Genomic DNA, 23,970 nt, shown 5'->3' on the forward strand with positions numbered 1-23,970 from the left:
GGACGGCAACGCGAACGCGGCGAACAGCTCCGGCTGGTGGAACAGCGCGATCTCGGCCAGCGAATCGCCGTCGACGGGGCAGGGAATTTCAGGGCAGGACGTCGGTGCGGCGGGCAACCGGATGGCGCACCGCCTCGGGCAGTACCCGGTCCAGCGCGCGCACGGCGGTGACGGCGCGGTCGAACTGCCGCTCGCGCGCCGGCGACCACGCCACGCTTAGCCGCTCCCGCAGTTCGGGTGGCATCGTGCCCGCGGTGGTGAGGCGCAGCAGAGCGGCCAGCGGCACGGCGAATCCGTTCCAGACCACTTGCGGCGTATGGAGTTTCGGCGGGACCGGCATGGGGTGGCGGTCGAGTTCGAGAAGCAGGTCGGTGGCGTCGTTGCGTTCCAGGACGTCTGCGACCGTGTGCCGGTAGTGATCCCAGAACTCGGTCCGGCTACGCGGAACGACGCGTTCCGGGATGCGCAGGACGCCGGCGAGGTCGCGCCACTCCCGGAACAGCGCCTCTTCGCGTTCGTCGTCGACTCGCCCGTCGAACAGGCGGCGCACCTGCGCGGGTCCGGCGTATCCGGTGGCGTGCACCCACAAGTAGGCGTCGGCGTTCAACGCGTGATACCGCCGCCCCCGCGCATCGGTGCCGGAGATGTCGCGATGGATCTCGCGCAACCGCAGACCCTCCGCCACCGCGGCCTCGGATCCGTGAAATCCGTTGATACGCCGCACTGATGCCAGCGTGCGGGTGATGCGGGACCAGCGGTCGCTGAGGAATTCGGAATGGTCCATGACGCCGGCGCCGACGACCGGATGGGCGACCTCCAGCAGCAGAATCGCCCGGCTCGCGAGGACCGCGCGCCAGTCGACGCCCCAGCGCCAGGTCGCCGATCCCGGCCCTATCGGGCGCACCGAAGAAGTTGTCACCGGTTCTCGTCCTCGAGTGGTCATCTCCTGGCCCTCTCACTCGGCGCCGAGAGCGCTGCGGGTTGATAGAAATCGACCGCTGTAACTATCAACGAGTGTGACACGGATCGCCCCGATTTGATAGATGGCAAACGAAAGTCTCTCAGCGCCGCGTCGTTCCGCTGTTCGTGCTGCCACTGCTCGCTCGGTGGAAACTCCGAATACCGCCCCGGTACGCGAACGAAATATGTCACTACGGCTGATAGATCTAGGGCACTGTTTCTATCAGTCTTTCCGGTAGTGGGAGCGCCGACCGGACGATAAGTGATCATGGGTTCTCTATCCACCGGGCAGTGCTGCCCGGGTTGGAGGCAGATATGGGTGCGTTCACCGACCCCACGGCGCCGGAGGCGGAGTCCGGCGCGCTGCCCGGCACTCCGGTCGAGCGCGCGGCGCCCGGGCGGTTCGTCGCTGCCGACGCCGCGGTCGCGCACGTCGAGATTCGCTCCTCGGTGCGACTGCTCCGCGGTACGCGCGCCGAGCTGCGGCAGACGACGGTGCTCGGCGATATCTATCTGGCGCTGCTGCCCCCGGCGGACGGCGCCGGGCCGCTGCTCGGCGACGGCGACACGATCTCGCTGCGTGATACCGACCCGGGACCGCAGGTCGAGGAGATGCTGCAGCGCATCGCCACCTTCGTCAACGGCGGCAGCATCACCCGCCTGCAGGACGCGATCGCGCGTCTCGACAGCGTTCTGCCCGACAACGCTGGGGAGACAAGGGAACTCGCAGCCGGAGTGGCCGCCGATGTCCAAGATGCCGCCGCCGGGACCGCCGAACTCGATCGCACCCTCGCCGCCACCGCGAACCTGTCCCAGCGCCTGCACGATATGCGCGACCGTCTCGGATTCATGTTCTCCGGCACCGCCGTGCTCAACGTGGTCATCGAGGGCGATGTGACCAAGGATGCCGTCGTGCTGCTGCAGGTGATCGGAGCGCTGCGATGACTCGTAGCTCTGGCGCAGAGCCCTCGACACCGGAATCACCGACGCGCTGAAGGTGAAGATGAACGCCGCCGTGAATGTGGTCGGGCCGCTGCTGACCGAGATGCAGTACACTTCGACCGCAAAACCTTTGGCGGCCAAGGTTTCTCAGCGCGACGGCGATCGATATGTGGTGCAGGTCTTCGTCGACATGAGCTCCCGCAGCCGCCAGACCCCCGACGGTGTCGCCGCGACGGCGAGCTACACCATCACCCTCCGGCGTTCCGGTAACTGGACGATCACCGATGTGGGCGGAGTGGGCGCCGGCCTGCCGGGCGGCGGCACCGCGCGCCTGCGCAAGTACGTCGTCACCGAGGATCAGACCGTCACGGTGCCGACCAGCCACGAAGAGGTCCGCGTGGAGCGCGAACCGGTCACCGACGCCGGCGTGTACGGGCAGACCTCCCTGGGCGACGAGGAACAGGAGGTCACCCTGCACCGCGACCGGGTGCCGTGGACAAGGAGACCGTGCCGGTCGAACGCGTGCGCCTGGCCGTCGACGATGTCGAGGAACAGGAGACCGTCGGCGACACCGTGCGCAAGGAGCGCATCGACACCGAGGGCACCGATCCCGGACGCTACGAGGATCGCCGCTTCCCGGACGAACGCTGACCACGATGATGTGAGCCGGGCCCGAACCGGGCCCGGCCCTATCGCCCGGGGGTATCCGACAACGCCGTCAGGCCAGAGCCAGGTGGGCTTGCAGCAACCACGCGGGGACCGAGCTGCGGCCGCCGGGCTCGTCGCGCACATCCTCGAACCGCACCGGTGCGTCGCGGGGGAGATCGTTGCCGTGGATGCGAGCCGGGCGGATGTCGTCGATGACCCAGTACTTCGAAACCGCTTCGCGCAGTTCCGCTTCGGTCACCGGATTGGGGCCGAATCCCTCGGGCGAGGCCGGCAACGCCTTGCGGTCGAAGACGAGCACGAAGTAGGACGCGCCCGGGGCCGCCGCCCGGACGATCGACCGTTGATACCCGTCCCGCTGGTCGACCGGAATCGAGTGGAAGAGGGTGCTGTCGACGATGGTGCCGAACCTGCCGTCGTACCCGGTGAACGAGGTGATGTCGGCGACCTCGTAGGTGGCGGTGGTCAGTCCGCGTCGTTTCGCCTCGGCGCGGGCCAGCTCGATGGCGGTCGGGGCGGAGTCCAGCCCGACCGTCGTGAAGCCGCGCTCGGCCAGATACAGCGAGATGGCGGCCTCGCCGCAGCCGACGTCGAGGACGTCGCCGTGGAATTTCCCTTGGTCGGCAAGCGCTTTCAGCTCGGGTTGGGGCTCGCCGATACTCCAGGGCGGTTTGGCGCCCGAGAACGGGCCGCCCTCGCCCTGGTACGCGTTCTCGAATGTGAAATCGCTCGGTGTGGTCATGATGTCCTCCGCATCGGTCGGGGCTATCAGACAAAGGTGGAGCTCATTCGATGCTACGGCCGCGTCTCTTGCCGGGAGCGCGGGCGGTGGGAGTGCGCCTTCCGGGGCGTGCCTTTGTTGACCGGGCGTGCGACGCCGGTTCCTCGCAGCGTGATCGGATGAGTGAAATAGATGCTCAATATCTCGTCGACCGAGCGCGAGCGCGCCGCACGTCGCGGTGGTTCTGGGAGGTTGTGCACCTGCCCCGGGGAGGCGTTCGTCGCGGCCGCGCTCGAATCGCTGCGCAGCCACTATCCGGAGGCGCGGACCGCGAAGGTGTTGCGCACGAAGGTGATTCACCAATCCCAGGCGACCTTCTCCGCGCATCCCGGCTTCGAATCCCTGCGCCTGGACCAGGCCACGCCGGTGCGTGGCCTGGTCCGCGCCGGTGACTGGACCCGCACCGAACTGCGCTCCACCATGGAATCCGCCGCCGAGGGCGCCCGGCGTGCTGTGGACGCGGTCCGCGACTTCACCAGGTCTTGCCGGCCTGCTCCCGGATCGTGTGGTTGATCCGGTTGAAGAAGTTGGTGATCGCGATGTTCAGGATGATCGCGAACATCTGGTTCTCGTCGAAGTGGTCGGCGGCCGCGTCCCAGATCTCGTCGGTCACTCCCGGCGAGCCGTCCTGGATCCGGGTGGCGGCTTCGGTCAACGCGAGCGCTGCCCGCTCCTCTTCGGTGAAGAACGGGGTCTCGCGCCAGGTGACTACGCTGTGCAGCCGCTGCTCGGTCTCCCCGAGCTTTCTCGCCGACTCGACGCCCGCGAACACGCACGGGCTGCAGCCGTTGATCTGGCTGGCCCGCAGATGGACCAGCTTGAGCACGAGTGGATCGACGCCACCGGCGTGAATTGCCTTGTGCAGATGCTGGATTCCGGTGAGCAAGTCGGGATTCGCCACGCTCTTCATGCGTGCTTCCATGGTTGTGTCCTTCGTTGTTTGTGTGCGCCCATCCGGGCCGGTCATCTACCGCCGGCGTGCCCGCCTCGGCCTGCTGGACGGGCGGCTGCGCGAGATCAGATCGGATACGGCGTGGCGCTACGGTGTGGCCGCCGGGCGGGGGCTCAGGCAGAACGGTTTTCGCTGGAATATGTGTGACTCATGCATATAAACTAGGACCGTGACGCAAACCCAGTCAAGCCTTCACCATGCAGCCAACGTTCTGGGCGCCTTGAGTCTCGTCGTCGCCGACGGGATGAACACTGCCGTCGAAGCGGTCGCGGCGCTCGGCCCGTCGGCCCCCGCCGCCCTTGCCGCGATGCATCAGTTCCTGGACGGTGGATCGGTCACGCAGCTGAGTTCCGTTCTCGGCCTGTCGCACTCGGGCACGGTGCGCCTTGTCGACCGCCTCGTCGCCGAAGGCCTCGTCGAGCGCGGCGGCGCACAGGATGGGCGGGCGGTGTCCGTGGTCCTCACGCGGGACGGCCGGGACATGGCCGCACGGATACTCCGGACGCGCGAGAAGTCGCTGACGAGTGCGCTGTCCGCGTTGTCCGCGGACGAGATCGACAATCTCGCGGCAACGCTGGACGCGATGCTGACCACGATGACCCTCGCCAGAGCCGAACAACGCGCAGCCCGCGGCAACGACCGTTCACAACCGTGGCTGTGTCGCCTCTGCGACTTCGACGCCTGCGGCCGAAGCGAAGGTAGCTGCCCGGTCAACAACGCGGTGACGACCGGCGACAAGAGTTGACGCCACGCTGCTGTTCGGCCCGGGGGAGGTGCTCGACAGCTAATCGCCGGATTTGTGCGCCACGGCGAAGATTCGCCGGAACGGCAACCACGTCGTCTCGTCGGCGCGCTGGGGGTAGGCCGCGCGCAGAAGTGGGGCGAGCTGGGTGGTGAAGCGCGCCCACTCCTCGTCGTCGAGGGCGCCACGCACCGGTCGCAGGGCGGTCCCGGTCACCCACTCGAGGACCGGATCCGTGCCGGTCAGCCGCTGCAGATAGGTGGTCTCCCAGGCGTCGACCGTGCATCCGGCCGCGGTGAGCACCGCCGCGTAACCGCTCGGGTCGAGGACGTCGCGGGGTTGCAGGATGCCGCTCGATTCCAGGCGCGGCCGCCACTCGTCGCGCGCGGCGAGTTCGCGGATGGCGACATGGGAGGGTGCGTCGAAGTTGCCCGGCACCTGCAATGCCAGCCACGCCCCGGACGGCAGCGCCGCCACCCATCGCGGCAGCAGCTCGGTATGCGTCGGCACCCACTGCAGCACCGCGTTGGTCACCACGACGTCGGTATCGGGTGCGGGCTGCCACTCCTCGGCGGAGCGCACTTCGGCGTCGATACCGGATTCCCGTGCGGCCGCGACCATTTCGGGCGAGGAATCGAACGCGTCGATCCGCGCCTTCGGCCACCGCTGAGCGAGCACGCCGGTCAGCTGCCCGGGCCCGCACCCCAGGTCGACCACCCGGCGTGGATTCTCGGCGTCGATGCGCGCGATCAGTTCGAAGAACGGCCGCGAACGGTGGTCGCCGAATCTGCGGTACTTCTCGGGATCCCACATGAGCTGCTCCCCTCGCCGAAGATGCTAAACCGTACGAGCGTCATATTAGTGCCGAGGGGCGGATTCGGCTCGCGATCATCGTGGCAGTGACTGGGCGATCAACTGGGCGGCGAGGCCGCGGCCCGTCCGCGCGGGCCCGGCGCCGATGTGGGTCGTCTCGCCGGTCAGAAGTAGGTGCCGGCGAACGGGGCGGAGGTTGTGGTGAACAGGTTGTCGGCGTCTTCGATTGCGCCGCTGCGGTTTTCGCCGATCCGGCCGGCCAGGGCCAGGTGCTGCCAGGTGGATCCGCCGAGGTAGACCGCGGCGAGGGCGGCCACGTCGGTGGTGAGATCGGCGGGGGCGTCGACGCGGGTGACGGCGTCGGCGGTGATCCGGTAGGAGCCGGTGTTGACGGGCAGGATGTCGTCGGTCACCGCGAGGACCACCGCCGGTGCCTCGCGGTAGCTGCGGCGTCCCAGCGCCGCGGGGACATCGACGAGCCGCAGCCAGGTCTCGTCGTGCACGCCGGCGACGGTGACCACGCGCTCATCGGTGAACAGATGCCGCAGCGGGCTGTCCACCGGCGCGAAGGTCACCACGATCCGGTCCACGATGTCGTGGGTCAGCAGATGCCGCAGCAGTCCGCGATAGGCCGCGGGCGTGGTGGCCACCCAGTCGTCGACGACGATGGTGCGCTGCGGATTGCGCGGCCAGCCGGTGCTGTCCGAGGGGCGGTAGCGCAGGAATCCGTCCTCGGCGCCGGGGTCGCCGTGCACCACCGTCCAGCCGGCGTTGCCTGCGACCAACTCCTGGAAACGCCACCAATACGGCGGCCGGTCGATCGCGCCGTTCCACGAAATATCAGCGGCCGCATAGATTTTCGCCAGCATCTCCCAGCGGTTCCCGGCGTCGAGGTAGCGCACCGGCCCGCCCTGGGGAACGGTGTCGCGCAACCGGGCCTGTCGCCGATCCACCTCGAGCGTCGCGTACGAGCCGGCCACACCGTAGCCGAACCGCTCGTAGATCCCGCCCTGAGTGGCGCGCAGACTCGCGACCACTTCACCGCGCTCGGCGATATCGGCGAGCTGACGCCGCAGCAGCGCGCTCACCACACCCCGGCGCGTGTGGGTCGGCAGCACGCCGACATGTGTGACGGCCGCGTGCGGAAGACGTTGTCCGCCGGGCACCGCCAGCCAACTGCTGTAGGAGTCGACGGCCCCGACGAGCTGCCCGTCCAGGCGCGCCCCGAGCGTGCGCCCCGGCTCGACCAGTCCGTCGGCGCCGTCCGGCAGCGGCGGCAGCCCGACCATCGCGGTACGGAAGATCTCTCCCGCCGCACGTACCTCATCGGCGTCGGTCAGCGTCACGAGTTCGACGGCTGGGCCGCTGGTCATTCATCACCTCCGAGGACGGGCCGGGCACTTCGTGCGCCGCGCTTCCCGGACCACGCTAGCGGGCCGCTGCCGGGAATCAGCGCGATGCGGACCGGCAGGGCGGCCGGATGTTCTGGTGGCACCGCCGCGTCGCAGCTGCTCGGCGATGAATTCCGCGGTCCCGAACCGTGCTCGGCCTCAGCCTGCCGCCGCCATCGCTCGCCATGCCTTTCTGGCGCGGGATCGGGCTCGCGGAGCGGCGTATTCGATGCGCCGGCGCGCCTCGGAGGCGCTGATTCGCAGGAGATCACTCAACAGCTCCGCTGTGTCCCGGTAGCCGGTGTCGGCGGCGAGACCGCGGCGCTCGGCCTCGGCGACGGCCGCGACCATGGCCGCACCCAATCGACGCCGGCGGCGTTCGGTTTCGACGAGGGTGCGCAGCAAGTCGACATCGGCCAGGTCCGACCAGCTCTGTGCCGGAGCATTCGGTGCCAATGCAGTCGAATGTGTGTTCACGCCGGCTAGCGTAGCGCATGCTCGAACGTTTGTTCGATAATCGGTTCGGCCAGCGCGTCGAACTTTGCGGCAGCGTCGCGTGGTTTGCGTTCCGGGCTCATCGAGCTGGGAAGTCGGTGGCCGAGTTCACCGCGGTGCTCGACGTGCGCGGCGCCGTCGCTGGAGGCCGGGGTGTACGCCGGGAGGAAGACCGGCGTGGGCGGCGATGCGTTGAAGGAGCGGAAGGAGCTGAGCTCGCTCGCTCTCGTCGAGCGGTGCGAGAACTTCCGATTCCAGTGCGTCGGCCTCGGATTGCATCGACTCGAGTACCTCGCGGGCATTGTCGGTGAGGTGGACCGCGTGCGCGCGCCGGTCGGCCGGATGCGGCTGCCGGGTCACCAGTGCGCGTTCTTCGAGCTCGTCGACCAGTCCCACCATCGCGTTGCGGTGGACCCGCAGCAGATCCGCGAGTTCTTGCTGGCTGCGGCCATCCGCAACGGCCAGTTGGGTGAGGACTGCGAAGTGGGCCGGGTCGAGATTTAATCGCGCCAGCTGCTCGGTGAGCTGGTACGACACGTGAAAACCGATCTGCGACAACAGGAATGCCGCGCGTGAGTCCAGCGGCCGGTTCGTCATGACAACCACACTAGCAATCCAACATTATTGCCATCTAAGCGTATTGACAAAAAACGTGATTGTCACTTAATGTGACAATATGACAAATCCCAGCGCTCCCTTCGTCCCTGACACCGACGCGCCGGTCACAGTGATCAACACGATGTCGGTCCCCGCGGCGCAGCGGGACCTGTTCCTGCAACGCTGGCGTGACAGCGCCCAGTACATGGCGGCCGCCGCCGGTTTCCGCCGAACCCGGATGTTCCAGGCGGCCGGCGCGGCGGCCGAGGTGATCTTCGTCAACGTCGGGGATTGGGACAGCGGCACCGCCTTGCGTAACGCACTGGGCACTGCGGAATGGCGTGAATTGACGCTGCGGATCCAGAACGATCTCGACCTCACCGCACGGCCGATGATCTTCCATCTCACCGTCGAATTGGGACCTGGCGACGTGCTGTCCCGGTAGGCCGGATGGCTTGTCGGACAACGGTTCACCGCCTGGGTGTCCCAGGAGAACAACCATGTCACACCGCAGGGCACCCAGGCTCAGCAGGCCGACGCCCAGCGCCCACCGCACAGCTGTCGGCCTGACCACTCCACCTTCGAACGACCGCTCAATATTTCGCGAACGAGGACTCGATGAAACAGCTCTACTGGGCCGCCGTCGGCTACACCGCATTGGGACTGCCGTCGGGCCTGGTCTATCGCGAACTCACCAAGGCCCATCAGTTCACCGGCAAGACCGAACTCGCCGTAGTCCACACTCACCTGCTGGCGTTGGGAACACTGTTCTTTCTGATCGTCTTGGTGCTCGAACATCAACTCGCCCTGTCGAACACCCGCGCCTATCGCTGGTTCTTCGCGGTCTACAACATCGCTGTCCTCTGGACCGTGGCCTGCATGACGATCATCGGTTCCCGGACCGTCCTCGGGTACGGCGAATCCATGCCACTGGCGGAGCTGGCCGGCGTCGGTCACGTCCTGCTGACCATCGGATTCGTGCTGTTCTTCGTCGCCGTGCACCAGGCCATCACGACCCGCCGCGAGGAGGTGGTACCCGCCTGACCCGCGGCCGAATCGGTGACCTCCGGGGCGGATGCCCGGACTGTTCCCCGCGGACGCCAACGGCCCGAGATGGTCTCGGGCCGTTGATCTTCGGGCTGTCGCATGTGGCTGTCATGCGGGGGCGACTTCGCCGCTACTTGATCGAGTTGGCCAACCGGTCGGCGTAAGGGGCGGTGAATCGTCCGACGATGGGCAGCGCTGCGCGGACACCGCCGGTGTTGTTCGCCTGGACCATGGCCATGATCCAGACGACGACCGCGAAGACCGCGAGGACGAGTCCGGCGAGGCTGAAGAGGATGCCCAGGGCTCCGAGGAGCGAGCCGAGGATGCTGAGGACGATATTCAGCACCGACACCGCCCCGAAGAAGACGATCGATTGGGAGGCATGGAATTTCACATCGGGATCGTGCCTTCCGATGAAGAGGAAGATGATTCCGGTGAGCCAGCCCAGCGCGTACGACAGGATCGCGCTGGTCTTCTTGTCCAGGCCGGCGGACTGCGGTTGGTTCGCGGGAGGTTGAGAAAATGTCATGGGGTGAGTAGACGCCGCGCGCGCCTCCTACCGATCCCAACTTTCCCTGCGGACCCTGCCGTCAACCGATAGTTGACGGGCGCGTGAGCGTCAACCTATGTTTGACGAGTCGAATCGCGGTGGACAGGAGGAACCAGATGCCGGAAGCGCCCATTGTCACCGGCGTTGCGGCCAGTCGTGGTGTTGTCGCCGGCCCGGTCCGGCTGGTGCGCGGTGTCGACGACTTCGACGTGGTGGAGCCGGGCGATGTCATCGTCTGTCGCGTGACAGATCCGTCGTGGACAGCGCTTTTCGGTGTTGCCGCCGCGGTGGTGACCGAAACCGGGGGAATTCTGTCCCATGCGGCAATCGTCGCCCGCGAGTTCGGGATTCCAGCCGTGGTGGCGGCCGAGGGAGCGATGGAGACCCTGGCGAATCATCGGAACATCTCGGTCGATGGAACCAAGGGACACGTTCATGCCGCTCGCTCGACCCACCATTGACGTCGCTTCCCCAGACATGGCTGCTCGATACGAAAGGGAAGTCCGCGATGACGCACGTTTCACGCAGTTCGCTGCTCGCGTTGCACGCAATTCGCCTCGGCGGGTTCGTTGATACGCACGCGGCGGCCGACCGATACCGAATGCCTGTCGACCTCACCGAGTCGCACATGCGGGACTTCCGGGAGCGCGGTTGGATCAGCCGCTTCCGTTTCGGGACGGACGCAGGGTGGTCGCTCACCGAGAGCGGACGTGCGCAGAACGAGCGGCAACTCGCCGAGGAGCTTTCCGAGTGTGGGGCGAAAGCGTTGGTGGAAGGCGTCTATCGCATGTTTCTCCCGCTCAACGCACGGTTGGTGCAGGCGTGCACCGCCTGGCAACTGACCATCCTTCCCGATGGCAGCATGCAGGACAACGACCACCGGGACGCACAACGGGACAGGCCGATCCTTGCCGAACTGGTAAGCCTCGCAAAGGAATTGGTTCCGCTGACGAATACGCTCACCGAACGGCTCGCCCGGTTCGCCGGTTACGACACTCGCTTCGCCGCGGCCCTGTCCCTGGCCGCCGATAATCCCGAGATGGTCACCGGAACCGAACACGACTCGGCCCACCGAGTGTGGTTCGAACTGCACGAAGATCTCATTGCCACGCTCGGTATCGACAGGGCATTACCGTCCTAGACGAGTAAGTCCGAAGCCTCGATCAGTGGTCGAACGCGATCCAGGAGCGGGTTACCGGTTGTCCTGTGCCGTACTCGGTGAGCGGCTGCTCGAACTCCGTGCTGCTACGCCGGTCGCTCGAACTTGCCGTCCTGAAGGCCGGTGGTGAAGGCGTCCCATTCACAGGGGGTGAAGAGGAGCACGGGGCCGGTGGGGTTTTTGGAGTCGCGAACTCCGACCGCACCGTTGGTGAGGTGCGCTACCTCCACGCACTCTCCGCCGTCGCGGCTTCGGCTGCTTTTGAACCACTTCGCGGATGACGTTTCGGTACTGACGCTCTGTACTCCTGTTCGATCTTCTCCAGCAGAGCCCTTGACTCCGCTTCGTCCAGCGCCACAGCGGCGATGTCGGACAGCGCCTGTCGGTACACCTCGATCTCGGTTGGCTTGTCCAGGTACAGGGTTCCGGCGTAGCCCTCGATGTATACCACCGGCGGTTGTGTCAGCGCCGGGTTCAAGTGTTGCGGAAATTGTTCCTCCGGCTCGGAGGCTGCGCGAGCGTGCCGCCGCGCGCGGCATCCGGCTCGACCCGACCGGTAGCGAGCTGCCGGTGGCGACGGGCGCGGACCTCGGCACCCTGCTGAGCGTGCTGTACGGGCTGGTCGCCGATATGCGGGAACAGGGGTAGGCGGTGCCGGACGACAGGACCAGATGCACCGAGGTGAACGGCCTGGAAGCGGTGTGGACGATGAAGAAGACCCGGCATATCGAGATCAGTCAGGCGCGCGACACGACCATTGGCGAGGTGATCGAGTATGCGCCGGGCAGCGATCTCGCCGCCGCCGCACGAGAACAAACGCGGACTGGTAGTGCCGTCCGGAACGCTCGTCGCGGTGACGTGCCTGCGGTGGCGGCCGCTTCGGTGACCGCCGGAGCCGACAGTCCGCACACCCCGAATTTTTCGTGCAAACCTCGACGGAATTGCGCGAAAACCGCCGAAACCGGCCAGGTTTGCACGATCTGTTCGGCCGTCAAAGGCTGTGCGCGTCGATCCGGGGAACCGACACCGGCGAGAACGGGGATCACCGAGCCGGATTCCATTCACTCCGATCCGGATCCGCGACGCGCACGGCAGGCGTTGTTACCGTCGCTCCCATGGATTTGCAGCTGAGCGGTAAGCGGGCCATCGTCACCGGCGGCAGTAAGGGGATCGGGCTGGCCGTCGCGCGCGGACTCGCGGCCGAGGGCGTGGACGTGGTGCTCGCCGCCCGATCCGCGGAACCGCTCGCGGCGGCCGCGCAGGCACTCGCCCGGGAGAGCGGACGGAGGATCGTGGCGGTGCCCACCGACACCGGTGACGACGAGCAGGTGCGGGCACTGGTCGAGCGCACCGTGGCGGAGCTGGGTGGGGTCGACATCCTGGTCAATGCCGCGGCCACGCCGTGGAGTGCCGGCTCGCCCGCGGATCTGAATGCCACCAGCGACGACATCGTGCGCCGTGAGGTCGAGATCAAGGTGCTCGGCTATCTGCGCACCGCCCGCGCCGTCGCGCCGCATCTGATCGCGCAGGGCTGGGGGCGAATCGTCAACATCAGCGGACTCGGTGCGCGGCAAGCGAATTCGATCGCCCAGACGGTGCGCAACGTCGGCGTTTCCGCCCTGACGAAGAATCTCGCGGACGAACTCGGCCCGCACGGGATCAACGTGACGGTCGTGCACCCGGGGCTGACCCGGACCGAACGACTCACCGCACGCCTGGCCGCCCAGGCCGCTGAATCCGGTGCCACTGTCGAAGAATTGGAGGCCGGTCTGGCCGCCAACTCGATCCGCCGGGTGATCGACGCCCGCGAGGTCGCCGACGTCGTCACCTTCCTGGCCTCGCCGCGCAGCATCGCGATCACCGGCGACGCCGTCGCGGCCGGCGGCGGCGTGCCGGGACCCGTGTATTACTGACGCGAAACCGCCTCGCACGCAGATCTTTTCAGCCGCGATCGCGCTCGCACGCGGCGAGGAAATCGTCGACGATGCGGGCACAGTCGTCGCGTCCGGCGCGGCCGATGCCGGTGAGCCGCACGAAGACGATCGGCCCGACGAGCTGCGCCAGCACCGCCGTGAGATCCCGGTCGCCGAGCAGTGCGCGTGCCCGCGGGTCGTCGAACAGTTCGTCGAACGGGCGGCGATAGGTGTCGATCAGATGAGTGCGCAGCGAACCTTCCCGCACGCCCTCGCCGTGCGCCTGCGCGTCCCCGGTCGCCAGCCACGCCAGCGTGGTCAGATGCAGCGGGACGTCGTTGATCGCCGCGGCCTGCCGGGTGAGCAGTTCGATCAGCCGCTCGCGCAGAGGACCCGCGTCCGGGATCTCGACCACGGGCGGCATCAGCTCTTCCAACGTCGCGGTACGCAACTGTGCCACCGTGTCGAAATGCCGGTACAGCGTGGTGCGCGCGACGCCCGAACGCCGCGTCACCGCATCGATGGTGACCGCGTCGAGTCCGCCGTCGCGCAACAGCTCGGCCGCGGCGGTCAGGAGGCGGCGACGCGAGCGCGCCTTGCGCGGATCGTCCTCGGATCCCATCCCGGCAGTCGATGTCATGGTCTCAGGATTCCTCCTCGGCAAGATCGACGGCCGCACGGGACAGAAACGATACTGCGAGTAGCATAGCGAAACTGAAAGTATCGTTTCTCGGGAGGCGCGATGAACGCAACCAAGACCGAGCTCGTTCCCGTGCGCAGCCGATGGGTGATCGTGGTGTCCTGCCTGGCCGTGGCGCTGGTCGTCGCGTCGATGGCCGCGCTCTACACCGCCCTGCCGCAGATCGCCTCGGCGACAGGTGCCACGCAGTCCCAATTGACCTGGATCATCGACGGTTACACCCTGGCGCTGGCATGTCTGGTACTGCCTGCCGGCGCTCTGGGCGACCGCTACGGCCGCCGCATCGTCATGATCATCGGGCTGGCGGTGTTCGCGATCGCCTCCGCGATCCCGCTGGTGGTCCACGGCCCGGAATGGCTGATCGGCTCGCGAGCGATCGCCGGAGTGGGTGCGGCACTGGTGATGCCGTCGACGCTGTCGCTGCTCACCTCCGGGGTGGAACCGGATCGCCGCAATGTCGCGGTCGGCATCTGGGCGGGCACGGTCGGCGGCGGCGCGGTCATCGGCATCCTGGGTTCCGGAGTGCTGCTGTGGCGCTGGTCGTGGCTGTCGATCACGCTCGCGATGGCGATTTCGGGTGCGATTCTGGCGGTCGCGGCGTGCACCGTTCCCGAATCGCACGACGGCGAGCACGCGCGCTTCGATCCCTGGGGAGCGGTGAGCGGGGCGGGCGCGGTGGGCCTGATCGTGATCGCGGCGCTCGAGGCCCCGCAACGCGGCTGGACCGATCCGCTGGTGCTGGGCGCTGTGGTCGCCGGGCTGGCGGTCGGCGCGGCCTTCGCAGTGATCGAATTGCGTGCCCAGCACCCGCTTCTGGATGTGCGGCTGTTCGCCGGGCGGGGTTTCGGCGCCGGGACGCTGTCGGTGGCGGTGCAGTTCCTGGTTTCGTTCGGGCTGTTCATGGTGATCGTGCAGTTCTTCCAATTGATCCTGGGCTATTCGCCGCTGCTGTCGGCGGTCGCGATGGCGCCGATGATCGTGCCGATGGTGGCCCTGTCGGTGATCGCGCCGTGGCTGGCGCAGCGGTTCGGACTGCGGCTGCCCACCACGGTCGGTCTGGTCGTCGTCGGAATCGGCCTGTTGTGCCTGTCGCGGTTGACGGCCGCGAGCACGTTCGTGGATGTGCTGTGGCCGCTGCTGATCATGAGCACGGGCCTCGGCCTGGCCGCGGCGCCGGCCACCGCGGCGATCGTGGACGGGGCGCCGGCGGACAAACAGGGGGTGGCGGCCGCGGTGAACGACGCCGCTCGCGAGATGGGCGCCGCGCTGGGGATCGCCCTGGCCGGCAGCGTGCTGGCGGCCGGTTACAGCCACCGCATCGCCGAGATCGCCGACCGGATTCCCGAACCGATCCGCGGGCCCGTCACCGGCTCGCTCGCGGGCGCGCTGGCCGTGACCGAACGCATCGGCCCGCAGGCGAAACCGCTTGCGGACCAAGCGAAATTCGCCTTCGCGCACGGGTTGCACCAGGCCACCCTCGTGCTCGGGGTGGTGACGCTGGTGATCGCGACGATCCTCGGAGTGTGGGCACCTTCTCGCGTGCGATCCGGTGCCGAATCGGAGGGTGCCGAAACGGCCGGGGCCGAATCCGCCGGCGCCGAATCGGCTGCCGGAGCAGGGCAGCGCTGATTCGGTGTGTCGGGGCCGGCGTCACCGCGCCGGAGTAGGAAGGCGTGTTGTGATGGACGCGGGCCGGCCCGGCGTCGGCCACGCGCGGGCGTGGGTGTCGGTCCGCGCGGCGGAAGTCGAATCGAGGAGCGGCGATGGCGCAGGTGAATGTGGCGGTGATCGGATACGGATTGTCCGGAGCGGTCTTTCACGCTCCACTGATCGCCGCCGACCCTCGGCTCCGGATGGCCGCGGTGGTGACCTCCTCGCCGGAACGAGCCGACCAGGCGCGCGCCGACCACCCCGGCGTACGGGTATTCGCAACAGTCGACGAGTTGTTCTGCGCCGCAACGGATATCGATCTGGTGGTGATCGCGAGCCCCAACCGCACCCACGAACCACTGACGCTGCGGGCCGTGGCGGCCGGGCTGCCGGTGGTGGTCGACAAACCCTTCGCCCTGACCGCCGTCGAGGGCGAGGCGATGATCGAGGCCGCTCGACGGGCCGGCGTCATGCTGACGGTCTTTCAGAATCGGCGCTGGGACAGCGACTTTCGCACGGTGCGCCGGCTGATGACCGACGGCGCGCTGGGTGAGGTGCGCCGCTTCGAATCCCGCTTCGAACGCTGGCGCCCGCACACCAAGGGCGGGTGGCGAGAGGTCGGTGGCGCCGACGAAGGCGCCGGCATCCTCTACGACCTCGGCAGTCACCTGATCGACCAGGCGCTCGACCTGTTCGGCCCGGTCGAGGACGTCTACTGTGAGCTCGACGCCCGCCGTCCCGGTGTGCTGGCCGACGACGATGCCTTCGTGGCGCTCACCCATGCCTCGGGTGTGCGGTCGCATCTATGGATGAGTGCTGTTGCGCCACAGCTGGGCCCGCGCTTGCGGGTGCTCGGCTCCGAGGCCGGGTATGTGTGTTACGGACTGGATCCGCAGGAGGCGGCACTGCGAGCCGGTCGTCGTCCCGGCGACGGACAGCCGTGGGGGAGTGTCGATCCCGTCGACTGGGGTCAGCTCGGCGCCGAAGGCGATCTGCGCCTGACCCCCAGCGAACCCGGCGCCTATCCGGACTTCTACGCCGGGGTCGCCGCCGCCCTGCTGGACGGCGGCGAACCGCCGGTGGACCCCGCCGATGCCGTGGCGGCCCTGCGCGTCATCGAGCGGGCGCGCGCGGTGGCGGCTCGATGAACGCCCGTCAGGGTTTGCGGGCGACACCGCCGTAGGCGGCGATGTCGGCGGCGCGGCCGACCTCACGGGAGTCGGGCTGCCACTGCGTGATGCAGGTGAAGCCGGGATCGACGAGCTCGAGTCCGTCGAAGGCCGCGGCGATCTCGGCGCGCGTGCGCGGATAATACGGCGTGCCACCGGTTTTCGCGTATTCGGCGCACAGGTCGACATACGGTTGGCTGTCGTCGGTGCCGTCCCAGAGCACCAGATAACTACCGGACGGCACCGCCGCCAGCACCGTGCGAACGATGCGCAGCATGTCCTCGTAACTGCGGGCGTGACCGAGCACGCCCATGAACATGACGACCACCGGCTCCTGCAGATTCAGGATGGCGTGCGCCTCGGCGATGATCTTCTCCGGCTCGTGGAAATCGGCGTTGACGTAGGTCGTCACACCCTCCGGAGTGGTGCTGGTCAGCAGCGCGCGAGCGTGGGCGAGAACCAGCGGATCGTGGTCGACGTAGACCACCTTGGCATCGGGCGCGACGCTCTGGGCGACCTCGTGGGTGTTCTGCATCGTCGGCAAACCGGTACCGATATCGAGGAATTGCCGGATTCCGGCCTCGCCGGCCAGATGGCGCACCGCCCGGATCAGGAATTGCCGCGACTGCACCGCCATGGTCGCGATATCCGGATCGATCTGCAGACTCGCCTCACCGACGGCGCGATCGACCTCGTAATTGTCCTTGCCGCCCATCCAGAAATTCCAGATGCGCGCCGAGTGCGGAATATCGGTGCGGATCTGCGCCGGATCGTCGATGGCCATATGTGCTGAGCTCCCCGTAGGTGTGGGCGCCGCCGAACCGCGCGGCATCTCGTCGGTGCGAACTACGCGATTATAAACCTCCGCGCAACGGTTGTGCCGGAATATGTTGCAGGGCCGAGATATTCGGACCCGCAGTGGGGGAGCGCGTGTGCGGCGCGGGCGACCGTGTGCGACGGCTCGTGTGCGGCAACGTCGTTCGCGGGGAACTCGACAGCGACGACTGGTTAGCTAAGAATGTGCTAGTTGGTTCGGTTTTGTTGGTGGCGGCTGTTGGGGAGTATGTCTGACACGCGCCTTCGGATAGGTGGAAGCCTTGCGCGCCGTGACACTAATCAAGCGTCCAATCTGGAACGTTGTCCACATCGGCACTCGAGTTCGGCGGCTGCCATTCCATCCGCGCGATCGGGTATTTAGGAATTACGCCCCCCGGCACGTAAGGTTGCCGATCGGTTACTGAGTATCTCGTCTCACATGGAGGTGGTAGAGGGCTTGCACAGCACAGTGGTCGTCGTCGGGTCCGGATTCGGGGGGATAGGCATGGGAACGGCGCTACGGCGCACGGGGATGGACGATTTCGTCATCCTGGAGGAATCGCCCGAATTGGGGGGCGTGTGGCGAGACAATACCTATCCGGGATGTAGCTGTGATGTACCGGCGCACCTGTATTCGTTCTCGTTCGCGCCGTACCGCAGTACCGGCATCCGATTCCCGGGGCGCCGCCGGACCTTGGAATATCTGCGGGCCGTCGCCGGCGCGGAAGGGCTACCCGGCCATCTGTACACCGACACCGCCGTCACCGAGGCGACCTACTCGGAATCGGGTTCGTGCTGGGAACTGCGGGCCGCGAACGGGCTTCGGTTCACCGCCGATGTCGTGGTCTTCGCCGTCGGTCAACTGCATCGGCCGAACATTCCGGAGATCCCGGGCCGCGACGAATTCGGCGGCGCGTCGTTCCACACCGCCGACTGGGATCATGCGGCCGAGCTGCGCGGGCGGCGGATCGCCCTGATCGGCACCGGATCCAGTGCGGCACAATGCCTTCCCACGTTGGCCGACACGGCCGACTCCGTGCGGATATTCCAGCGCACTCCGCAGTGGATCCTTCCCAAACCGGCCGCCGAATTCGGTCCGGCGACGCGAGCGGCGCTGCGGCTGCCCGGGGCGCAGCGCGCCTACCGCTGGGGTCTGCACCAGGCCGCCGACTCGCTGCTGGCGCCGATCATGCACCGCCGCTGGCCCGCCCGGCCCGCGGAATGGATTGCGCGGCAGTACCTTCGGCGTACTGTCGCCGATCCGGTGCTACGGGGACGGCTCACCCCGGACTATCCGATCGGCGCCAAACGCATCGTCTTCGACAGCCACTTCTATCGCACGCTGGGTCGCGACAACGTGGAACTGACCACCTCGGCGATCGCCCGCATCACCCGCGACGGCGTCGTGACCGCCGACGGCGGACGCTACGACGCCGATGTCATCGTCTACGCGACAGGATTCCGCGCCGCCGAATTCCTGGCCCCGATCACCGTGCGGGGGCGTGGTGGACAGTCTCTGCAGGACCGATGGCGTTCGGGCGCTGACGCTTTCATGGGCCTGGCGGTGCCGGGATTTCCCAACGCCTTCCTCATCGCCGGACCCAACTCGTTCACTCCGGCGGGCAGCAATCCGGCGATGAAGGAGCATCAGATCGCCTACATCATGCGCTGCCTGCGCTGGCGCGACGAGATCGGTGCGGCGGCGATCGAGGTGCGGGCCGACGCGATGGCGGCGTATCGAGCATGGCTGGCCGACGCGCTCGCCACCACGGTGTGGTCGGCGGATGTGCCCAGCTGGTACACCCACGACAGCGGCGCGATCACCAACCCCTGGCCCGCCTCCGTGCGTACCTACGCCCGGATGCTGCGTCGCCCGCCGGCGTCGAGCTTCGCACCGGTGCACCGCACGGCCGCCGCCGAAACGGTCGGAGCCTGACCCTGCTCGCCCGAGAGGACCGCCCCGGCGCGAAAGCCATTGCGCCGGGCGGTCTTCCGGTCAGGCCACGGTGGCGTCGAGTTCGACCTCGATATTGCCGCGAGTGGCCTTGGAATACGGGCAGACCAGATGGGCGCCCGCGACGAGCTCGTCCGCGGTCTGCTGGTCGATCCCGGATGCTTCCAGATGCAGTGCGGCGCTGAGCCGGAACTCGTCGCGCTCGGTGTCGTGGTGCAGGGTCACCTCGGCGACCACGGCCAGATCCCTCGGCGTCACCTTCTTCGCCGCTGCCACCCGCCGGACCGCGCCGACGAAGCATGAGGCCCAGCCCGCGGCGAACAACTGTTCGGGATTGCTGCCACCGCCCGCGCCGCCGAGCGCCTTCGGCCCGGCCAGGGTGATGTCCAGTGCGCCGTCGTCGGAGGTCGCGCGACCGCCGTTGCGGCCCTCGGCGGTGGAGGTCGCGACTGCGGTGTAGGTGATGTCGGCCGCGCCGTCGCGCCCGTCGGGTGACGCAATCGGTGTACGTCACCCGGTCGCGGTGCTCAGTCCTCGTCGTGGGCCAGATGTTGTTTGGCCTGGTCGTAGTCGCCCTCGAGGTGGTGTCCGGGTCCGTAGACGAGATGGACGACGCCGGTGCGGAAGGCGGTCGAGCGAAGCAGAGTCAGCGGGAGAGTGGCCTCGGCGTCGTCGAACAGGCGCATGCCGGACCGCACCGCGATCGGGTGCACCAGCAGATGCAGTTCGTCGAGCAGTCCCGCGCCGAGCAGTGCCCGCACCACCGAGACCGAGCCGGAGATGGCGATATCACCGCCGGATTCCCGCTTCAGTGCCGTCGCCCCGGCGATCAGATCACCCTGCAGCACTTCGGAATTGCGCCAGGTGAAGGTGTGCTCGCTGTGTGACACCACGATCTTGCGGGCGTCGCCCAGCTTGCGGCCGAACTCCGCGTCGGGCCCGCCCGCGGCTTCGCGTGTGGGCCAGGCGTCGGCGAAGCTGTCGTAGGTCTTGCGCCCCAGCAGCAGCGTGTCGGCACTGCCGAGCTGGGCGTCGACCGCCGCGCCCATCTCCTCGTTGTAATAGGGGAAGTGCCAGTCCTGCGGATTCTCGACGACGCCGTCGAGAGCGATGAACAAGCCGGCCGTGATCGTGCGCATGTTGTCTCCTGGTCCGATAAGTCCTGTTGCACGATCCGACGGCGCGAGCGCGCGGAAGTCATCGGTGCCGGCGACGATCTCCGGCGGCGCGAGTGTGGCGACGGGAGTGGGGCAAAAAGTGAGCGGTTCCCCATATTTTGTCGCCAAATGTGCAGATCTGCTCGTGCAGTCACCTATTCGAGCAGGTCAGAGGCTATGCGGCGGGGTGTCGAAAATGTCCAAAACGGAGTAGAAGGTGAGCGGAGGCTCGCATTACCGTTCCATCAGGTAACACCTACGGCCGGTGATCGGGCGGTGTCGATATCGCCTGGTCACCGATCCGTGACAAGGAGGTCAGAGTGACTACAGCAAGCACAGTCGGTGCTGAGCGCGCGATGTCCGGCCGCGCCACCTCGCTGTCCATGCGGGACGCGCAGGCCATGTCCCGGGAACTGGTCCTGCACCTCGGCGGATCCGTGGCGCCGTTCACCACCCTGTCCGCCGATGTGATGTCCGGTGAGGTGTCGGCCGTCGCGCGGATCTGCGTGGAATGGTCGATCCGCCGGGTCAACGGCGGGGGCCTTCCCGAACGCACCGATCGGCTGCGGGCCGCGGCCGCGCGCTGGTGCCGCGCCGGCATCCCGATCGAGGTGGTCGTGCACGCGGTCCACGAGGGATTCAAGGCCGGACTGGACCTGCTGTTCGCCCGGGCCAAGGCCAGCGATGCCGAACTCGTCGTCCGGGGCACCGCCACCGCGCTGGAATTGCTGGACCTGATCACAGCGACCGTCAGCAAGGTCTACGTCCAGGAGCGCCGCGCCGACGCCGTCGAACACCACACCGCCGTGCACACCCTCACCTCGGCGTTGCTCGGCGGGCACGCCACCACGAAGCTGGCGCGCGAATGCGGGATCCGGATCGCCGAGCGGTATCACGTTCTCGCCCTGTGGATTCCGCCGCATCCCGACGAAACGCATCCGCGGCTGGACCGGAACGTGGTCGCGCGCCGAAAACTGCGGCGGGTGCAGGCCGCGCTGGCGAAACTGCTGCGCGATCAGCCGCTGGCGATGCTCTCGGTCGACGGCGGCACGGTGCTCATCCCCGAAACCGCCTGCACGGAAACGGAATTGGACGATCTGCTCACCAGGCTGTCCGAGCTGGCCGGCGTGCCGCTGACCGCCGCGGTGGTGGGCGCCGCCGCGGCCGACGTCCCGGCCGCGGCGCAGCAGGCGCACGACCTGCTCGACACGGTGCGCCGGCTCGGACGCGGGCCCGGAGTGCATCGCTTCGCCGAACTCGCGCTGCAGTATCAGCTCACCCGGCCCGGCATCGGCCGCGACATCCTCGACGCCCGGCTGGCACCCCTGGACGACCACCCCGAGCTGCTGGAAACGCTGCACGTCTTCTTCAACACCGACCTCAACCGGCAGCGCGCCGCGCGGCAATTGTGCATCCACCCGAACACCATCGATTATCGGCTGCGCCGCATCGGCCAGCTGACCGGCTTCGATCCGTCCCGCACCACCGGATTGTGGTATTTGCGTTCGGCGTTGATCGCCCGGCTCAGCATCGCCGACCGCGATGCGTCCACGCCGGTGCGCCGGCCCGCCTGATTCGGGCCCTACGCGCCGGAACCGGCCGGTGGCCGCTCGGTGGTGGCGTCCAGGTGCGGGTAGACCACCTCCTGCACGATGAGCAGCACCGCGGCGGCACACGGGATCGCCAGCAGTGCGCCGAGGATGCCGAGCAGCGCGCCGCCCAGAATGATCGCCACCACCGTGACCACCGCCGGCACCCGGACGGTGCGGTCCATGATGCGCGGGACGAGCAGGTAGTCCTCCAGCAGCCGCATCGCGAGGAAGAATCCGGCCGTGGCGATGCTGACCGGCAGCGAGACGGTCAGCGCGACGGCGGTGATGATCAGCCCGGCGACCGTCGAGCCGATCAGCGGCACCAGGTCCAGCAAAGCCACCAGCACCGAGAGGATCAGCGGGTACGGCACCGAGAACACGGTCAGCCAGATGAACGTGGCGATCGCGGTGATCAGCGAGATCAGCAGATTGCCCAGGACGTATCCGCCGACCTTGGCGAAGATGGCGTCGCCGAGCAGGATCGCGCGGGGGCGGCGCGACTGCGGGAAGAACCGGTACAGGCTGTGCCGGATGCGCGGGAAATTCGCCGAGAAGTAGATGGTCAGCACCGCCACGATCAACGCGCTGGCCAAGACGCCGAAGACGCGCTCACCGGCGCCGAGCAGACCGTGGCGCAGCTCGGGGTTGTCGGTGAGGCCGTGTTCGAGTTCCTGATCCAGGTGCAGACGCTGCGACCACGATCGGATCAGCGGGTACTGGTTCTCCAGGTCGTGCAGCCGGTCGGAGGCGTGGTCGACAAGATCGCCGCCCTGGGTGACGAGCGGTGTGATCGCCGCGGCCAGGAATCCGGCGACGAGCAGTGTGGCACAGCCGAATACGACGGCGACGGCGGCCCAGCGCGGCAACCGGCGCCGATTCAGCCAGGCGACCAGCGGCTCGATCCCGATCGCCAGGAACAGCGCCACGCCCACCAGCACGAGGGCCTGTCGTGCGGTCGCCAGCATGTCCACGATGCCGATCGCGAGGAGGACGCCGAGGCCGCCGGTCACGCCGATCACGAACGGAGAATTGCGGTCGAACCGCGGGCCCGGCCGCCCGTGCGGGTGCTGCACGCCGGCCGACTCGGAGGCCGCGCGTTCGGCTGCCGCGATCGGCTCCGGGACCGACGGCTCGCCCTGCGAGCCGCGTTCGGCGTCCGAATCGGCGGAACTACCCATTCTTGGCAGCGTAGCGCCCGCGCGCCGTGCCCGGGCCGGACCGGAGCGGCGGGTCCGCGCCGAACTCGGGTGGGCTCACTGTCCCAGTGCCCGAGCGAACACCGGCCAGCTCCGGTGCAGGTCCTCCTGCCAGTAGCCCCAGGAATGGGTGCCGGTGGGACGCATGTCGAAGGTGGCGGGAATGGCGAGCTCGGTGAGTCTCGTGCGGAGTTCGCGGGTGCAGCGGACCGCGCCGGTTTCCAGGGCGCCGCCGACGAGGATCTGATCGGCCAATTTTGCTGGGCTGGAACGGATTCCGGGACCGTCGAGGGTGTCGAGCGGTCCGGGTAGGCCCGTGCCGGTGGAGACGTAGATCGCGGTGCCGCGCAAGCGGTCCGCGTGCAGGTAGGGGTCGTTGGCCGCCCAGGCCGGGTCCGTCGGCGGGCCCCACATGTTCACGGTGTTGCCCCTGCCGCCGCCCACGACCGCGTCGACGATGAGCTGCCCCGGCGGATCGCTGGTGCGCGCGCAGCCCGAGTACGACCCGATCGCCTTGTACAAGCCCGGGGCGGCCAGTGCCAGCTGAAAGACCGAGGTCCCCGCCATCGATATTCCGATGATCGCGTTCCTGCCGTTTCCGCCGAAGCCGGAATCGATGATCGGTGGTAGTTCCTCGGTCAGAAACGTCGTCCACCGCTGCCGGCCCAGCACCGGATCGTCGGCGCGCCAGTCGGTGAAGTAACTGCTGGCGCCGCCGAACGGCACCA

The 23,970-nt window shown here is 67.9% G+C and carries 30 protein-coding genes and 1 pseudogene; 15 read left to right on the forward strand and 16 right to left on the reverse strand.

Annotated elements, in window-relative coordinates:
* Positions 1–88: 88 nt before the first annotated feature.
* Positions 89–919 carry an oxygenase MpaB family protein gene (locus tag A5780_RS27500; RefSeq protein ID WP_197521890.1) on the reverse strand — a complete coding sequence of 277 codons (831 nt, stop codon included), beginning with the start codon at positions 917–919 and terminating at the stop codon, positions 89–91.
* A gap of 356 nt (positions 920–1,275) precedes the next feature.
* On the opposite strand from A5780_RS27500, the gene A5780_RS27505 reads away from it, so the two are divergent.
* Together A5780_RS27505 and A5780_RS39465 are read left to right on the forward strand one after the other, a co-directional pair.
* The gene (locus tag A5780_RS27505; protein WP_064910149.1) at positions 1,276–1,905 is read left to right on the forward strand and encodes an MlaD family protein; all 630 of its coding nucleotides are present in this window, start codon (positions 1,276–1,278) and stop codon (positions 1,903–1,905) included.
* A 187-nt stretch (positions 1,906–2,092) separates the two neighbouring features.
* Positions 2,093–2,553, forward strand: a pseudogene (locus A5780_RS39465) (YsnF/AvaK domain-containing protein).
* A gap of 67 nt (positions 2,554–2,620) precedes the next feature.
* Here A5780_RS39465 and A5780_RS27515 read toward each other — a convergent pair.
* Positions 2,621–3,310, reverse strand: a complete 690-nt coding sequence (locus A5780_RS27515) for a class I SAM-dependent methyltransferase (RefSeq protein WP_064910151.1) — start codon at positions 3,308–3,310, stop codon at positions 2,621–2,623.
* Positions 3,311–3,481: 171 nt separating this feature from the next.
* On the opposite strand from A5780_RS27515, the gene A5780_RS27520 reads away from it, so the two are divergent.
* On the forward strand, positions 3,482–3,862 hold the full coding sequence (locus A5780_RS27520) for an FAD-dependent oxidoreductase (RefSeq protein ID WP_064910153.1): 381 nt from the start codon (positions 3,482–3,484) through the stop codon (positions 3,860–3,862).
* On the opposite strand, the gene A5780_RS27525 is transcribed toward A5780_RS27520, so the two are convergent.
* Positions 3,822–4,316: a carboxymuconolactone decarboxylase family protein gene (locus tag A5780_RS27525; RefSeq protein ID WP_231983115.1), complete on the reverse strand. Its 495-nt coding sequence runs from the start codon at positions 4,314–4,316 to the stop codon at positions 3,822–3,824. The two genes, A5780_RS27520 and A5780_RS27525, sit on opposite strands and share 41 nt — an antisense overlap.
* 154 nt (positions 4,317–4,470) lie before the next feature.
* Between A5780_RS27525 and A5780_RS27530 the strand changes: the two genes are divergently transcribed.
* On the forward strand, positions 4,471–5,046 hold the full coding sequence (locus tag A5780_RS27530) for a MarR family winged helix-turn-helix transcriptional regulator (protein ID WP_146098780.1): 576 nt from the start codon (positions 4,471–4,473) through the stop codon (positions 5,044–5,046).
* Between the two features lie 39 nt (positions 5,047–5,085).
* Here the strand turns inward: A5780_RS27530 and A5780_RS27535 are convergent, their stop codons facing one another.
* The 4 genes from A5780_RS27535 to A5780_RS39470 form a co-directional block, all read right to left on the reverse strand.
* Positions 5,086–5,856, reverse strand: a complete 771-nt coding sequence (locus tag A5780_RS27535) for a trans-aconitate 2-methyltransferase (RefSeq protein ID WP_064910157.1) — start codon at positions 5,854–5,856, stop codon at positions 5,086–5,088.
* Between the two features lie 164 nt (positions 5,857–6,020).
* Positions 6,021–7,229, reverse strand: a complete 1,209-nt coding sequence (locus A5780_RS27540) for a GNAT family N-acetyltransferase (protein ID WP_064910159.1) — start codon at positions 7,227–7,229, stop codon at positions 6,021–6,023.
* A gap of 177 nt (positions 7,230–7,406) precedes the next feature.
* On the reverse strand, positions 7,407–7,724 hold the full coding sequence (locus A5780_RS27545) for a DUF222 domain-containing protein (protein ID WP_063012041.1): 318 nt from the start codon (positions 7,722–7,724) through the stop codon (positions 7,407–7,409).
* 126 nt (positions 7,725–7,850) lie between these two features.
* The gene (locus A5780_RS39470) at positions 7,851–8,339 is read right to left on the reverse strand and encodes a MarR family winged helix-turn-helix transcriptional regulator (RefSeq protein ID WP_082976767.1); all 489 of its coding nucleotides are present in this window, start codon (positions 8,337–8,339) and stop codon (positions 7,851–7,853) included.
* A 79-nt stretch (positions 8,340–8,418) separates the two neighbouring features.
* On the opposite strand from A5780_RS39470, the gene A5780_RS27555 reads away from it, so the two are divergent.
* Entirely contained in the window at positions 8,419–8,784 is a 366-nt protein-coding gene (locus tag A5780_RS27555; protein ID WP_082976768.1) for an antibiotic biosynthesis monooxygenase family protein, read from the forward strand.
* Between the two features lie 173 nt (positions 8,785–8,957).
* A complete protein-coding gene (locus A5780_RS27560) occupies positions 8,958–9,383 on the forward strand; it encodes a DUF2871 domain-containing protein (protein ID WP_064904084.1) in 426 nt (141 codons plus the stop codon).
* 133 nt (positions 9,384–9,516) lie between these two features.
* Here the strand turns inward: A5780_RS27560 and A5780_RS27565 are convergent, their stop codons facing one another.
* Complete coding sequence (locus A5780_RS27565) at positions 9,517–9,915, reverse strand: DUF4870 domain-containing protein (RefSeq protein WP_064910165.1); 399 nt, start codon at positions 9,913–9,915, stop codon at positions 9,517–9,519.
* 137 nt (positions 9,916–10,052) lie between these two features.
* Between A5780_RS27565 and A5780_RS27570 the strand changes: the two genes are divergently transcribed.
* Both A5780_RS27570 and A5780_RS27575 read left to right on the forward strand, forming a co-directional pair.
* The gene (locus tag A5780_RS27570) at positions 10,053–10,397 is read left to right on the forward strand and encodes a PEP-utilizing enzyme (protein ID WP_063012051.1); all 345 of its coding nucleotides are present in this window, start codon (positions 10,053–10,055) and stop codon (positions 10,395–10,397) included.
* A 140-nt stretch (positions 10,398–10,537) separates the two neighbouring features.
* Positions 10,538–11,077 carry a hypothetical protein gene (locus tag A5780_RS27575; protein ID WP_197521891.1) on the forward strand — a complete coding sequence of 180 codons (540 nt, stop codon included), beginning with the start codon at positions 10,538–10,540 and terminating at the stop codon, positions 11,075–11,077.
* A gap of 104 nt (positions 11,078–11,181) precedes the next feature.
* Here A5780_RS27575 and A5780_RS42240 read toward each other — a convergent pair whose 3' ends face one another.
* Together A5780_RS42240 and A5780_RS42245 are read right to left on the reverse strand one after the other, a co-directional pair.
* Entirely contained in the window at positions 11,182–11,325 is a 144-nt protein-coding gene (locus A5780_RS42240) for a DUF397 domain-containing protein (RefSeq protein WP_219823614.1), read from the reverse strand.
* The gene (locus tag A5780_RS42245; protein ID WP_063012055.1) at positions 11,316–11,546 is read right to left on the reverse strand and encodes a Scr1 family TA system antitoxin-like transcriptional regulator; all 231 of its coding nucleotides are present in this window, start codon (positions 11,544–11,546) and stop codon (positions 11,316–11,318) included. Before A5780_RS42245 ends, A5780_RS42240 begins: the two co-directional genes overlap by 10 nt.
* An 8-nt stretch (positions 11,547–11,554) precedes the next feature.
* Here A5780_RS42245 and A5780_RS41385 point away from each other — a divergent pair, with 8 nt between their 5' ends.
* From A5780_RS41385 to A5780_RS27595, 3 genes are read left to right on the forward strand one after another with little or no spacing between them, the layout of a single operon-like run.
* Entirely contained in the window at positions 11,555–11,743 is a 189-nt protein-coding gene (locus A5780_RS41385) for a hypothetical protein (protein ID WP_063012057.1), read from the forward strand.
* Between the two features lie 33 nt (positions 11,744–11,776).
* On the forward strand, positions 11,777–12,226 hold the full coding sequence (locus tag A5780_RS40380) for a hypothetical protein (RefSeq protein ID WP_155525707.1): 450 nt from the start codon (positions 11,777–11,779) through the stop codon (positions 12,224–12,226).
* Positions 12,211–13,008: an SDR family NAD(P)-dependent oxidoreductase gene (locus tag A5780_RS27595; RefSeq protein ID WP_063012061.1), complete on the forward strand. Its 798-nt coding sequence runs from the start codon at positions 12,211–12,213 to the stop codon at positions 13,006–13,008. The genes A5780_RS40380 and A5780_RS27595 overlap by 16 nt, the downstream gene beginning before the upstream one ends.
* A gap of 28 nt (positions 13,009–13,036) precedes the next feature.
* On the opposite strand, the gene A5780_RS27600 is transcribed toward A5780_RS27595, so the two are convergent.
* Positions 13,037–13,648: a TetR/AcrR family transcriptional regulator gene (locus tag A5780_RS27600; protein ID WP_064910167.1), complete on the reverse strand. Its 612-nt coding sequence runs from the start codon at positions 13,646–13,648 to the stop codon at positions 13,037–13,039.
* Positions 13,649–13,750: 102 nt separating this feature from the next.
* On the opposite strand from A5780_RS27600, the gene A5780_RS27605 reads away from it, so the two are divergent.
* A complete protein-coding gene (locus A5780_RS27605) occupies positions 13,751–15,337 on the forward strand; it encodes an MFS transporter (RefSeq protein ID WP_064910169.1) in 1,587 nt (528 codons plus the stop codon).
* Positions 15,338–15,471: 134 nt separating this feature from the next.
* The gene (locus A5780_RS27610) at positions 15,472–16,506 is read left to right on the forward strand and encodes a Gfo/Idh/MocA family oxidoreductase (protein WP_064910171.1); all 1,035 of its coding nucleotides are present in this window, start codon (positions 15,472–15,474) and stop codon (positions 16,504–16,506) included.
* 7 nt (positions 16,507–16,513) lie between these two features.
* Here the strand turns inward: A5780_RS27610 and A5780_RS27615 are convergent, their stop codons facing one another.
* Entirely contained in the window at positions 16,514–17,311 is a 798-nt protein-coding gene (locus A5780_RS27615) for an SAM-dependent methyltransferase (protein WP_063012068.1), read from the reverse strand.
* A gap of 471 nt (positions 17,312–17,782) precedes the next feature.
* Here A5780_RS27615 and A5780_RS27620 point away from each other — a divergent pair, with 471 nt between their 5' ends.
* Entirely contained in the window at positions 17,783–19,279 is a 1,497-nt protein-coding gene (locus A5780_RS27620) for an NAD(P)/FAD-dependent oxidoreductase (RefSeq protein WP_064910173.1), read from the forward strand.
* 60 nt (positions 19,280–19,339) lie between these two features.
* On the opposite strand, the gene A5780_RS27625 is transcribed toward A5780_RS27620, so the two are convergent.
* Both A5780_RS27625 and A5780_RS27630 read right to left on the reverse strand, forming a co-directional pair.
* Positions 19,340–19,798, reverse strand: coding sequence for an Ohr family peroxiredoxin (locus tag A5780_RS27625; RefSeq protein ID WP_064910174.1), 459 nt, complete (start codon positions 19,796–19,798; stop codon positions 19,340–19,342).
* A gap of 26 nt (positions 19,799–19,824) precedes the next feature.
* Positions 19,825–20,436, reverse strand: a complete 612-nt coding sequence (locus tag A5780_RS27630; protein ID WP_064910176.1) for a dihydrofolate reductase family protein — start codon at positions 20,434–20,436, stop codon at positions 19,825–19,827.
* Positions 20,437–20,774: 338 nt separating this feature from the next.
* Here A5780_RS27630 and A5780_RS27635 point away from each other — a divergent pair, with 338 nt between their 5' ends.
* The gene (locus A5780_RS27635) at positions 20,775–22,028 is read left to right on the forward strand and encodes a CdaR family transcriptional regulator (RefSeq protein WP_227462880.1); all 1,254 of its coding nucleotides are present in this window, start codon (positions 20,775–20,777) and stop codon (positions 22,026–22,028) included.
* Positions 22,029–22,036: 8 nt separating this feature from the next.
* Here A5780_RS27635 and A5780_RS27640 read toward each other — a convergent pair whose 3' ends face one another.
* Together A5780_RS27640 and A5780_RS27645 are read right to left on the reverse strand one after the other, a co-directional pair.
* The gene (locus A5780_RS27640; protein WP_064910178.1) at positions 22,037–23,224 is read right to left on the reverse strand and encodes an AI-2E family transporter; all 1,188 of its coding nucleotides are present in this window, start codon (positions 23,222–23,224) and stop codon (positions 22,037–22,039) included.
* A gap of 75 nt (positions 23,225–23,299) precedes the next feature.
* On the reverse strand, positions 23,300–23,970 hold a 671-nt coding region (locus A5780_RS27645; protein WP_064910180.1), incomplete at its 5' end, for an alpha/beta hydrolase family protein.

The organism is Nocardia sp. 852002-20019_SCH5090214, assembly GCF_001665865.1.
GTDB lineage: Bacteria > Actinomycetota > Actinomycetes > Mycobacteriales > Mycobacteriaceae > Nocardia > Nocardia nova.